Origin of the sequence: Xanthocytophaga flava (genome assembly GCF_030068545.1) — a bacterium.
Taxonomy (GTDB): domain Bacteria; phylum Bacteroidota; class Bacteroidia; order Cytophagales; family 172606-1; genus Xanthocytophaga; species Xanthocytophaga flava.
In genome coordinates this window covers 15,576-29,138 of record NZ_JASJOR010000015.1, presented here as the reverse complement: position 1 = coordinate 29,138, position 13,563 = coordinate 15,576, and the positions used below count along the sequence as shown (strand labels likewise).

General features: G+C 38.5%; 9 protein-coding genes. 7 read left to right on the top strand and 2 right to left on the bottom strand.

The genetic code is table 11. The annotated features are described in order from the left end of the window. Positions 1–227: 227 nt before the first annotated feature. Both QNI15_RS21175 and QNI15_RS21170 read left to right on the top strand, forming a co-directional pair. Positions 228–1,310 (top strand): efflux RND transporter periplasmic adaptor subunit, encoded by a 1,083-nt coding sequence (locus QNI15_RS21175; RefSeq protein WP_314033385.1) that lies wholly within the window; start codon positions 228–230, stop codon positions 1,308–1,310. A 94-nt stretch (positions 1,311–1,404) separates the two neighbouring features. Then, positions 1,405–4,518 carry an efflux RND transporter permease subunit gene (locus QNI15_RS21170; RefSeq protein WP_314004507.1) on the top strand — a complete coding sequence of 1,038 codons (3,114 nt, stop codon included), beginning with the start codon at positions 1,405–1,407 and terminating at the stop codon, positions 4,516–4,518. Between the two features lie 65 nt (positions 4,519–4,583). Here QNI15_RS21170 and QNI15_RS21165 read toward each other — a convergent pair whose 3' ends face one another. Then, positions 4,584–5,855 (bottom strand): RNA polymerase sigma factor, encoded by a 1,272-nt coding sequence (locus QNI15_RS21165; protein ID WP_314004509.1) that lies wholly within the window; start codon positions 5,853–5,855, stop codon positions 4,584–4,586. Positions 5,856–5,961: 106 nt separating this feature from the next. Next, complete coding sequence (locus tag QNI15_RS21160) at positions 5,962–6,318, bottom strand: YciI family protein (RefSeq protein WP_314004510.1); 357 nt, start codon at positions 6,316–6,318, stop codon at positions 5,962–5,964. A gap of 75 nt (positions 6,319–6,393) precedes the next feature. Between QNI15_RS21160 and QNI15_RS21155 the strand changes: the two genes are divergently transcribed. The 5 genes from QNI15_RS21155 (at position 6,394) to QNI15_RS21135 (ending at position 13,530) form a co-directional block, all read left to right on the top strand. Then, positions 6,394–7,677: an McrC family protein gene (locus tag QNI15_RS21155; RefSeq protein WP_314033384.1), complete on the top strand. Its 1,284-nt coding sequence runs from the start codon at positions 6,394–6,396 to the stop codon at positions 7,675–7,677. 120 nt (positions 7,678–7,797) lie between these two features. Then, positions 7,798–8,241, top strand: coding sequence for a hypothetical protein (locus QNI15_RS21150; protein ID WP_313988559.1), 444 nt, complete (start codon positions 7,798–7,800; stop codon positions 8,239–8,241). 163 nt (positions 8,242–8,404) lie between these two features. Then, positions 8,405–9,193 (top strand): hypothetical protein, encoded by a 789-nt coding sequence (locus QNI15_RS21145; RefSeq protein ID WP_314033383.1) that lies wholly within the window; start codon positions 8,405–8,407, stop codon positions 9,191–9,193. 776 nt (positions 9,194–9,969) lie between these two features. Next, positions 9,970–12,291 (top strand): OmpA family protein, encoded by a 2,322-nt coding sequence (locus tag QNI15_RS21140; RefSeq protein WP_314033382.1) that lies wholly within the window; start codon positions 9,970–9,972, stop codon positions 12,289–12,291. 699 nt (positions 12,292–12,990) lie between these two features. Continuing rightward, a complete protein-coding gene (locus tag QNI15_RS21135) occupies positions 12,991–13,530 on the top strand; it encodes an RNA polymerase sigma factor (RefSeq protein ID WP_313988554.1) in 540 nt (179 codons plus the stop codon). Positions 13,531–13,563 lie beyond the last annotated feature (33 nt).

Below are 13,563 nucleotides of genomic sequence, written 5' to 3'. Positions count from 1 at the left end.
TTTGAATGGACGTTGATTTGGTGAATAAGTTTGAGAAAAAATCGTAAATAAAATGGAAGCTTGTTTCACTTTCATTAAAAAGTGAATTATCTAACCATGAAAGAGTGCATATAGATAATATACAGAGGCAATTATAGTTCTATTTACTTTATTGTTTGTATAACATTAGCTACTATATTGCAGTTATTACTACTAGAGATAGAGAAATTTACAATACAGTGAAATTTATGAAGGTAAAATATATTGTTTATGCAATAGTCATTATAAGCCTGGGTGTTTTAGTTGCATACCGAATTATACAGAATAAGAAAAAAGATGAGGCTACAGCTTCTGGAAAGGGAGGAGGCAAAGGAGGTGCATCCAGACCTGTACAGGTTTCAGGTGTAGTAGCAACTCCGCAACGTTTTTCAGATGCAATTGCTGTATCAGGTTCCCTTGATGCCAATGAACAGGTTCAGATACGTAGCCAGGTGTCTGGTCTTGTGAAAGGAATCTATTTTAAAGAAGGGAGTATAGTGAAAGAAGGCCAGTTACTGATTCAGATTGATAATCAGGAACTGGAAGCACAGCTTTCTCAGGCTCTTACCCGTGAAAAGCTATCTGCTGCCAATGAGGAACGTTCGCGTAAGCTTCTGGCTGTGGAAAGTATCAGTCAGCAGGAATACGATGTGGCGTTGGCTGATCTTCGGGCATTACAGGCTCAGACCCGACTCATTCGGGCTCAATTGGAGAAAACACAGATTCGAGCACCTTTTACAGGAACGATAGGTTTACGTGCAATTTCTGTAGGAGAGTATTTATCTTCAACTACTACAGTAGCAAATCTTGTAAATACAAATCCTGTGAAAGTGACTTTCTCTGTCCCTGAAAAGTATATGAATCAGTTAAAAGTTAATACGGAGGTTCACTTTACGGTAGCAGGTTCTGAAAAAAAATATACGGCACGTGTGTATGCTATTGAGCCACGTATAGATGTCACAACCCGTACACTGCAATTACGGGCTCTGGCAGATAATCCCAAAGGAGAACTTTTGCCAGGTGCATTTACCAGTGTCGAGTTACCCTTAACTACTATTAATGACGCAATTTTGATTCCAACAGAAGCTATTGTCCCTATTCAGGATGGCAAGAAAGTTTTTGTAAGTGAAAATGGAAAAGCAAAAGAAGTAAAGGTAGAAACTTCTACCAGACGGGAAAAAGATATTCTGATTACGTCAGGTTTGCATCCTGGAGATACTGTTTTGACAAGTGGGGTTATGTCTCTGAAACCTGAATCACCAGTCAGGGTAGTTATTGATACAACCCGGTAAATAATATAATACCGCCTCTAAAGATAAGGAAAAGGAGAGGAATGAATTTTTCTGTTCTCTCGGTAAGTAAGTGAATCTGTAAAATAAACTTTCTATGAGTTTATCGACATTAAGTATTAAAAGACCAGTATTCACCATTGTAGTCAATCTGATATTGATCTTATTTGGTGTTATTGGATACACGTTTCTTGGGATTCGGGAATATCCCTCTATTGACCCAGCTACTATTTCTGTACGTACCAGTTATTCAGGAGCTAATGCTGATATTATTGAGTCTCAGATTACAGAGCCTTTGGAGAAATCTATTAACTCCATTGATGGTATCCGAAATATATCTTCTTCGAGTACACAAGGAACAAGTAATATTACAATAGAGTTTAACCTGGATAAAAATCTGGAGGAAGCTGCCAATGATGTGCGTGATAAAGTATCTCAGACAACACGGAGCTTGCCACAGGATCTGGACTCTCCTCCGGTTGTTTCCAAAGCAGATGCAGATTCTGAGCCGATTATTATTCTTACAGTACGTAGTAAAACACGAAATCCACTAGAACTAAGTGATTATGCTGAGAACGTAATTGCACAACGTATACAAACCATTCCGGGAGTAAGTAGTGTACAGATCTATGGACAGAAAAAATATGCGATGCGTTTATGGATTGATCCTATGAAGCTGGCATCCTATGGTCTAACAGTGTCAGATATCAGAACTGCACTAACCAGGGAAAACGTAGAATTGCCTTCCGGAAAAGTAACTGGTGCTAATACAGAACTGACTGTAAAGACATTAGGTAATCTTTCTTCAGATGAAGAGTTTAACAGACTAATAATCCGGACTTCCGGAGATAAAATCGTGCGTTTCAGTGATATTGGTAAAGCTATCCTTGGTCCGGAGAATCTGGAGACACAAATGACAGAGTCTGGAACACCTATGGTTGGCTTGGCGGTGATTCCTCAACCAGGTACTAATTACCTGGAAGTAGCTTCCGCCTTCTACACACGTTTGGAGCAGATCAAAAATGAAGTGCCTGAAGATTTACAACTAAACGTGGGAGTAGACAATACCTTATTTATCAAGAAGTCTGTTACTGAAGTTGCTGAGACTATCATTATTGCACTGGTTCTGGTAGTTATCATTATTTACCTGTTTTTCAGGGATTGGGGCATTGCCTTTCGTCCATTAATTGATATTCCGGTTTCATTGATTGCGACCTTCTTTATCATGTATATGTTTGGCTTTTCGGTCAATGTACTTACACTCCTGGCAATTGTACTGGCAACGGGGCTTGTGGTTGATGATGGGATTGTGGTGACTGAGAATATTTTTAAAAAGGTAGAAGAAGGAATGAGTCCTATCGAGGCTGCTATTAAGGGATCTAACGAGATTTTTATAGCTGTTATCTCCATTTCTATTACCCTGGCAGCAGTATTCCTGCCTGTTATATTTCTGCAGGGATTTGTGGGACAATTATTCCGGGAGTTCGGAGTTGTTATTGCCGCCGCAGTACTTATTTCAGCATTTGTTTCACTAACATTAACGCCTATGCTGAATGCGTACTTGATTAAAGATGTACATAAAAAGTCATGGTTTTACGAGAAGACAGAGCCTTACTTCGAAAAATTAAATTCTGTTTATGCAGAAGCTTTAGGAGGCTTTATGAAACGTAAGTGGCTAAGCATTCCTGTTGTGCTGGGTTGTGTAGGATTGATTGTATTGTTTTATACCATTCTTCAAAAAGAGACAGCACCCTATGATGACAGGAGTTATTTGCGTGTACAGGTAACTACTCCCGAGGGTTCATCTTATGATTATACAGATCGGTTTATGCAGGAGTTAATGGAGTTGGTTAATGATTCCATTCCTGAGAAAAAGGTGAATCTGGTTATTACATCTCCAGGGTTTGGTACAGCTTCTACAAATAGTGGACGGATGATAATGTCATTGACTCAACCCGAGGAGCGAAAACGTAGCCAAAAGGAGATTGCTGGTAAGCTCACACAGATGACGCGACGCTATTCTGAAGCACGTATTCTGGTAACCGAACAGCCCACTATTGCTGTGAACAGAAGAGGAGGGTTACCAGTCCAATACGTTATTCAGGCTCCTAATTTCCAGAAACTGGAAGAGAAAATTCCTGAATTCATGGACGCAGTGCAAAATGATCCAACATTCTCATCCTCAGATGTGAATTTAAAGTTTAATAAACCTGAACTTGATGTCTCAATAGATAGAGACAAAGCACAAAGCCTGGGAGTTTCTGTTATAGATGTTGCTCAATCGTTGCAGTTAGCGCTGAGTGGCCAACGTTTTGCCTATTTTATGAAGAGTGGCAGGCAGTATCAGGTCATTGGGCAATTTGATAAGAAAGATCGTGATGATCCATTGGATCTGGCTTCAATATTTGTACGAAATACAGCAGGTGATTTGATACAATTGGACAATGTAGTTACTATAAAAGAGCAAAGTAGTCCACCACAGTTATACCATAGCAATCGTTTTTTATCAGCAACAGTATCTGCAGGTCTGGCTCCCGGAAAGAGTATAGGAGATGGTATTGAGGCAATGGATCGTATTGCAGAACGTGTATTGGATGATAGCTTCTCTACAGATCTGGCTGGTGAATCACGGGATTTCAGAGAAAGTGGCTCTAACACATTGTTTGCATTTGGTTTGGCCTTATTATTAATCTATCTGATTCTGGCTGCTCAGTTTGAAAGCTTCATGGATCCTTTTATCATCATTCTGACTGTTCCAATGGCAGTTGCCGGTGCATTGTTCTCACTATGGCTGTTTGGGCAGACATGGAATATTTTCAGCCAGATCGGGACAATTATGCTGATTGGCCTTGTTACTAAAAATGGTATTCTGATTGTAGAATTCGCGAATCAGCTACGTGAGCACGGAAAATCCAAAATGGATGCTATCATGGAAGCTGCTGAGTCTCGCTTGCGTCCTATTCTAATGACAAGTCTGGCTATTGCATTAGGGGCATTACCTATTGCAGTTGCCTTGGGGGCTGCCGCGCAAAGTCGCATGGGTATGGGGATTGTGATTGTAGGAGGGACTACCTTTTCGCTTGTTCTTACATTATTCATTATTCCTGCTATTTATGCTATGTGGTCACGTGGACACAAACCACACCCTGAACTGGAAAGAGCTGTAGCAGCACAGAAACGTCAGTCAGGTATTTCTTATCCGGTGGAATAATGAGTATAGTCTCTAAAGTAAAAGGGGCTCTTTAGAAAAAGAACCCCTTTTACTGGTAGCAAGGCTTAATTATAAGTAAGTTGAGCTATCTTGGATCGTAGCAGAGTTTTTTCTGTTTCTGACTGGGTTAGGGATAACGCTGTCTCCAGATGTGTTCTGGCTATGTCTGGTTGGCCAAGCTGCTTGTAAAACTCTCCTAATGTGGCCGGTAGTAAATAAAATTCTTTTAGTGTATCCTTATCAGGTATTTCTTCAATTGCTTCTAGTCCTGCCTGTGCACCCTCTGTTTCTCCAATGGCAATAGCTCTGTTTAGAGCAACAATAGGAGAGGGATATAATTGGTAAAGTAGATTGTACAGGTATACAATATTATCCCAATCTGTCATATCATAAGTGTCCGCATTAGAATGTTCATGTGCGATACCTGCTTCCAGATGATATCGACTAAGTTCTCCACCTTCTGCTGCTGCATCCAGACACCCTTTCCCAAACCAAATCAACTCCTTATTCCAGAGATGGCGGTTTTGATGCTTTAACAACAGAATATTTCCGTTTTCATCCAGCCTTCCCGGAATACGTGCTGCATGAAAACACATCAATGCCATCAGTGCCAATACATTCGGATGATTGGTAACAGAATGTTCACTCAACATTTTGATCAAATACATGGCATCTTCTACCAGATCCTGACGAATCAAATCTGTGTGGTGGGTGGAATTATAGCCTTCATTAAAGATGAGATACACAGCTGTAAGAACAGCTTCTAACCTTTGGGGCAAATCCTCCTCAGAAGGGATTTCAAACTGAATCTTTCCTTCACGAAAAAGTTGTCGTGTACGATATAAACGTTTGGTAATGGTTTCTTCAGAAGAAAGATAGGCACGAGCGATTTCTGCTGTACTAAAGCCACATAACGTTTTGAGAATTAATGTAACCTGAGCTTCTTCACTAAGGTCCGGATGGCAGCAGGCAAACATCATCCGAAGTTGATCATCTTTGATCTCATTTTCATCCAGCAACTGATTTAATGTTGGATGAAGAGTGTACTCGGATTCAAGCAGTAATGTAATATCCTTGGCAAATTCGTGTGTGCGTTTTTGTTGTCGTATCACATCCAGCGCTTTGTTTTTAGCTACAACAAACAACCAGGCAGTCGGATTTTCGGGAATACCCTCATGCCATTGTTCCATTGCTTTTAACAGTGTATCCTGTACTACATCTTCAGCTAATTCCAGGTTATGTGATCCAAAAATGCGTGTTAATACTGAAATTAACTTGCCTGATTCCTGTTTAAGAATTCGTTCCAGTGTTATATGACCTGCCTGATTACTGTCCATTCTTGTTTTTATGTAAAATGTACAGCTATTTTAAGTAAAAAAAAAGTCCCGATGATGTTTGATATCATCCGGACTTTAAAAATAGAGGAATGTAAATGCAAGAAAATCAGGATAATATGATGATTTCTCTCACTTCTATTAAACCATCGTCTTCCAATACTGGACAACCTTTCGCAAGATTCAACGCTTCCTCATAGTCAGTGGCTTTGATAATCGAATAGCCTCCTACGATTTCTTTTCCTTCTATATAGGGACCATCTGTTACTTTCTTGGCTTTACCTTTCAAGATCTTTCCCTGAGGGTATAAGGGTTGTCCACCATCCGTAAGCTTGTCTTGTTGAGCAAGTGCACCTAGCCATTCACTCCATTTTGCCAGGCTAGCTTGCATCGCTTCGGAAGATTGTTGGGCATACGATTCTTCAACTTCCAGTGAGTTTCGGTAAATGAGCATGAAATCTTTCATACAAATTAGGTTTAAAATGATAGATGTTTTATAAATCTTTGTTCTCTAAGACGAACGTATTTGGGAAATATGGACATGACAAGTAAAAAAAAATCAAACATTCTTTATTTATATGAATATGGAGATAAAGTGACTCTTCCTGATGACATTGAACCAGAAGCATTGAAATACTATTTGCAGAAGGTCTGGCAAAACAGGTATTGGATATACAAGTATACAGAAGAGGTGCTTGAAGAGAATTTTGATGGACAACCATTTCTTCAATTTGATGGGCGGAGTATTCGTGCATGTAATTATGCCGGAGTTATTTCTTTTCAGAGTCTTACAATCGTTTTGATTCCTAAGTTATTTAAGGAAACTGCATTTTCCACACAAACTCTTGCACATCTCCCTTTTTATTTGTCCTATTGTCGTCATATCCATTTTCCGTTTCAATGGATAGAATCTGACAATGCTATTTTGGATATCCTTACTCAGTGGATACATTTTTTTGCAAATTTTACACGAAACTTACTACAGGAACAACCTTATTTAACCTATCAGACGTATACAGGGCAAACAGATTTTCTTAGAGGGAAACTAGCTGTACAACATTATATAAATGAACAAATAGCAAAGGGTTTATGGCAACAGATGCAAACCGAACAGCAACCTTTTGTTATAAATAATCTTTTTAATCAGATAGTAAAATATACTGTGTCTCTGTTGTTTCCGTATGCAAAAGGAGAAACATACGGAGCATTACAGGACATTCTGCATTTACTAGAAGATGTAGAACTACGAGGTTGTACCACATCTGATTGTGATAGTGTACACCTGAATCGACTCTATCCGGAACACCAAAAAGTAATAGACATGTGTCGCTTCTTTCTCATTGGAGACATAGGTACATATCGACAGCACCAACCTGTGAATATTGCATTTTTAGTACCCATGGAGCGTGTTTTTGAAGATTTTGTGGCGGGTTTTGTGCAAACACATTTTCCTCAGTGGCAGGTAATAGTCCAAAAACATTTTACCTGGGCAACCAGTAGTAAGCAACGTAATTTGTTAGTAAAACCTGATATTTGGCTACCATTACACCAGACTGTATGGGACACAAAATATAAAATACAACCTGCTCAGGGTGATCTGTACCAGATGCATGCATATGCCACCGCCTTAGGCGTTCGAAAGGTACATTTGCTCTATGCTTCTGACAAAGAAGTGTCTCTGGAAAATATTGATCTTCAGAGTGGTAGTGATACTATAACTATCTACATACACTATTTGCCTATTGTTCTTCTTACTACCAACGATACATTTTCAGATTTAACCTTACGACTGAAAGAAACGCTTCAAAAAATAGCAGATAAATAATCGGTTTCTACCGAAATTAGTGGTCATAAATCAGGAAGAGCGGAATGTCGTTATGGATAGATATATCGCTCGGATTCTGATGTGTCTATTTCCTGAAATCCGTCATAACTAAACTAAAATATGCCTCAACTCCCCTCTATGGAAGTTCTGATCGATGAATCGTTTGGGACTTTTGGTTACAATGTAGAACTAAAGTGCGTGTTTCATTTGTGGAAAGGTTTTCTGACACTGGAAGAAGTGAAACGAGTGGCAGAGATTACCAATCCATATATGGAAAAGTTAGGGCTTGCCTATGTTGTAGCTGACCACTGTAATATGGAAATGTTTAGTGAGGATGTATCTGCTTACATTGCAGATGTATGGATTCCTGCTCAGGAAAAAATAGGAGTAAAGACTGCATTTATTGTAATGTCACCTGAAGCGTTTACCCAGATCTCTGCAGAAGAAATGCATGAGCAGGCAAGAGCAGGTTCTTCTATTGAAATTCTGCATTTTGACAGCATGGAAGTGGCTTTGGAAGCCTTAAAAGCCCAGGTTCGTACATCTGTCAATATTATGGTATAAGTTAATAAAGAATCTTAAATAGATAGAATAAAAAACGCTTTCATTAACTGAGAGCGTTTTTTGTTTGATGTAATATAATTTAGTATTCAATGTTATGTAATTGTTAAATTAATGTTAAATTTGTTTAGAATGTTAAACATCATTATGCCAATACTTTACTGCATTGAGACAAGTTATCTATATCTGGGTTCTGATTTTATCAGGAATAGCAATGGATGGAGCAAAGGGGCAGGCTATCCGTTGGCACTCTTCATTTGAAGAGAAAGTATTTACGCAATGGACTGATTCTTCTGGTAAAGGACTGGCAGATTTTTTTGCTGCTGATCCTGTTATCACAGATAGCTTATTCCTCCAAAAAGAATCGGAACTTACCTCACTATGTTTGCAGTTAGCCAAAAAACGCAAAAAATTTCTGGCAGAATCTCAGTTCCTCTATTATGTATTTAAACAGGTTCATAAACGATATTTGTACCATTATCAACCTTATCCACTTTTTACCAGCCTTCAGGACAGCACATATAATTGTGTGAGTGGCACAGCTTTGTATGCATGGGTACTGGGAAAGCTTGGTTTTTCCACTGAAATAAGGGAGATGAACCGACATGTGTATTTACGTGTACATACCGTACGGAGTACCTATCTGATAGATGCAACAGATCCGGATAATGGATTTGTATCTGATGATGAGATGCTGATTTTGCGCAGGGAACTTTGGTACGCTTCCAATGAAATTACTCAGGCAAGACCTTGCAATAAAATAATAACCTTATCAAACCTGGCAGGCTTACAATATTTTAACGAAGCTGTTAAGGCCTTTAATAGAGGGACATACGAGAAATGTATGCAATTATTGAACAAAGCTACTATTCTTTACCCTGGCTCTGATAAAATTGCCAACTTACAAAGTATGACTCAAAAACAATTGCCTTCTGTTGTTGCCAGAGTAAAATAATACCTGACACATTTTTTCTACTTTCCTTCGAGGTTGTTGGCTAACAGCTAATTCTATCTGTAGTATACTATTTTCGTCTTATCAAAAAAACTTTTGTATAAGGGAAACGTTGTGTATGTTGGTCTAACAGATCTGATCACATATATCGGGCTATACTATTCCTTCTTCATTTTGCGTTCTCCATGCTATGCTGTTAAACTTTATTCTATTTGACTGACTCTCATTATTGTTAATATGATTTAAGCATAAAGTTGGTTACCTGTATGCATTAAGAGGAATCAACAGTAAAGTTAGTATAAAAATAACCATATGTCTTGGATGTGAATGGATCTATCAGTGTTGAGTAACTGCATCCATTGACCAAAAAAGAATTCAAAAACAGCGATTTAATTTCTTTTACGCCTCACATCGTGTGAGCAGAGTATACCTTATTTTGTAGCAAGTGATCCTTTTTTACTGTTATTCTGACAGAACTTGTTAAAAAATACAGAGGTCTTACATTTGCTTATACCCCTTATAATCCTTCAGAAAGGCTTTCTCTGATCATTGTGTGCATTTTTTGTGTAAAAAGCACTGAAATATTAGCTGTGCATCCTATTGCTTGTTTGTGACCAGCATTGGGCGTTCTTATCTATTAATATTGCATAAGGTAATCGACAAAATAAGTGTTAAACAGGATCTCTTACGTTCAATGTTCCCTGCCTGGTATTTTACCTGCTGAACAAAACAGGTAAGATAATAGACTCAGAACTTCGAAATCAGAATCAGATAAAAAAATGAATCAAAGACTGCACACACTGGCCGCTTTGCTCATCTCGGGAGCGTTACTTACGGTCCATACTGATGGTTGGGCACAGGACAAGAACCCGGAAGTAGCAAAAAGGATTAAAAAAGCAGATGCATTTCTGGCTGCTAAGGATTATAAACAAGCCATTCCTGTATATCTGGAGCTGGATAAGTTAATTCCTAATGACCCTGCCAACCATTATGCATTGGGTTTGTGTTATACACAGGCCGGAGAGCCTCAGAAGGGTCTGCCCTATTTAAAATCTGCTATTGAGAGCAAAAGTCAGGATGTGCCAAACAAAGTTCATTTTTGGTATGGTAAATCCTTGCATCTGAGTGGGAAATTTGATGATGCAATAGCTGCTTTGAATAATTTCCGCCAGTCAGATAACAATGTTGAGCTGGTTACAGAAGCTGCTAAATTAGTGCAGCAGTGTAATGTGGCAAAATCATTGACATCCAAACCGGAGGATGTATTTATACAAAGTGTTGATGCTATCAATACACCTTCTACTGAATATGGTCCGGTAATCTCTGCTGATGAATCGGTATTGATATATACTACTATTAAGAAAAATACAACTCCAGGCACTAGTTCTGTAAAGGAATATGAGGATGTGATGATTACCCATAAAAACGGAAGTCAGTGGGGTCCTTCACAAAGTGTAGGTATTCCGGTGCCAGTAGCCAATGGTGTACGAAGCAATATTGGATCTGTAGGTTTATCACCTGATGGGCAGAAGTTGCTTGTGTATATTGGAACTACAGCCAATAGTGCAGATATATATTCTTCTGTACTACAGGGTGATAAATGGGGTGCTCCTGCTAAATTAGGACGAGAAGTAAACTCAACCTATCAGGAAAACAGTGCAAGCTTTACTCCTGACGAGAAAGTTGTATACTTTGCAAGTAATCGTCCGGGAGGTTTAGGTGGACTAGATATCTATAAAGCTGAGAAGCAGGCAGACGGGTCATGGGGTGCTCCTGTGAATTTGGGGCCTACTGTCAACTCAAAATATGACGAAGAAGCTCCATTCATCCATCCAGATAAGAAAACATTGTATTTCACTTCCAATGGCCCTAACTCTATGGGTGGCACAGATATCTTTAAAGCTGTGAACGACAAAGGAAAGTGGACTACTCCAACAAACGTAGGTGCTCCTGTTAACTCAGTTTACAATGATAGTTACTTTGCACTTTCAGCAGATGGTAAAAAAGGATATTTTTCTTCAGATCGTCCAGGTGGTAAAGGTGGTAGTGATATCTACTTCCTGGGTATCCCTGAAGAACTGGGTGTTGTAGCACTAACTTTAATGAAAGGCCGAATTTTGGCTGGTGAACCTGCAAAGCCTGTTAAGACAACAATCAAAGTTGTAGATAAGCTGACTAACGAAGTTATCAAAGGTGTCTATAATCCCAACGCAAAAACAGGTGACTACCTGATTATTTTCCCTCCTAACCGTCAGTACGACATGATCATTGAGGCCGAAGGTTTTAAGCCTTATCTGGTCAATATTCATGTGCCCAACCAGGATTATTTCTATGAATTGTATCAGGAAATTGTACTGTTACCGGTTATGAAAGATGGAAAGGTAGTTGGACAAGGAATTGCAGTAAAGAATGCATTTGAAGATGTGGATAAAGGAAAGGCTAAGTCCAATAATGATAATGTGTATGCGTTGATGGGTAAGATCCTGACAGCTGAAGATTCACTTGCTTTAGGAGCTCTTCTGGAATCGGTTTACTCTGATCCAACCGATGTGTCCGCTGTAACAAAGAATGAAACAGCTGCTGAAGCAAAGTATATGTACAATGATGCCAGTGGTAAAATGCAGGCAACCAAAGTAGGTAATGAAACTGTCTACACTATGGCTGCTCTGGATACGAAAGCTGCCCAGGCTGCTGCCAATGCGAAGAAAGAAGTAATTACACAATCTACAGTGTTAAAACCCAACCAGGTATATATCGTTTACTTTGATACAGATAAAGCTGATCTGAAAGCAGATGCAAAGCCTGAACTGGATAAAGTATTTGAGTTTCTTAAAAAGAACCCTACATACGGTGTAAAGATTGCTGGTCACACAGATAATTCAGGTACTCCAGATCGTAACCTGGCCATCTCTGATAGTCGTGCAAAAGCTGTGGTAGGCTACTTGGTAGGAAAAGGAATTGTCGCCAAACGGGCAAATGCCAAAGGTTATGGTCAGACAGAACCATTGAATGATAATGCTAACGAAGAAGAGAAAAAGAAAAATCGCCGGGTTGAAATCACATTTGTAGAGATGACACAAGGAAATTTAAGCAGCAATTAATGCGCTTTTAACGATACATAAATAGGTGGTTATGGATAATTACTAAAGAGCCGTAGCGGTTTCCGCTTCGGTTCTTTTCTTTTATTACAAGTGCTGGCATGCTATTTTTAGGCTATTTTAGAAAAATATTTCTCAGTGAAAAATATTTTTTTTCACTGAGAAATCGGGACGTTTTTAATTGATTTTAGAACTTTATAGACTAATTTTCCTTTCCGAAATTCTCTATAAAGCAACACATAAATGAACTTATTATATCTGGTTTCAGAAGTATCTTATATAAATCTTGCTAGGTATATGATAACGTTTTTTTACGCGGTTTTGCAGATTTATATACTATAGGCCTACTAGAAGAAATATTCATAGAACGCGATAAACCGCTATTATGTCAATTTTTTGGACAAAAAAAGTAACCAGATACCCTAACAGTGAAATGTGTAACTGAATAACAGGAGTGTAGAATAAGAATCTGAAAATAATCTTTTGCTGTAGATACATTCGAGAAAAATGAAAATATTACATAACGGTCTGCTTACATTATACCTGGTACTTGGGATTTGACTAAGGAATTGTTAATTTTAACCCATAAGTTGTATAAACAGGTATATGAAATTCTAAAAAGGCATTCTGCCTGATTTAAAGTGTATTCAGGTTGGTTACCAATCTTTGTTATTTAGTATTAAATCTTAGCACTGCTTAAAAATGAGGGATAGCGAAATCCTTGAACGAATCAGGAAAGGCGATGAGAGTGCACTGGATTACCTTTACAAAAAAAACTTTAAAATGATGACTAAGTTAGTCATCAATAATAACGGAACAGAAGACGAAGCAAAGGATATTTATCAGGAAGCCTTAATCGTGTTCTGGCAAAAGGTAACTAGTGGCAATCTGATGCTTTCTTCCAAGATCAGCACCTTCCTGTATAGTATTTGCCAGAATTTATGGCGCAAGGAATTGGAGCGTAAGAGCAGAATGAGCAATGAAGAGAAGGACACAGAAGAAGAATTGGATTTTGATCAGCAAGAACGAATTGACATTATCAATCGCTGTATTAATCAGATGGGAGAAACATGTCGTCGTATTCTGACATACTATTACTTTGATAATTTGTCCATGCACGATATTGCTGATTTGCTTGGATTTGCTAACGCAGATACAGCTAAAACAAAGAAATACAAATGTAAAAAAGAACTGGATGAGTTGATTAAAGCCAAGTATAAAGCCAGTGATTTCATGGATTAAAATACTTATAAGATAACCAGCTTTCAGTTTGTG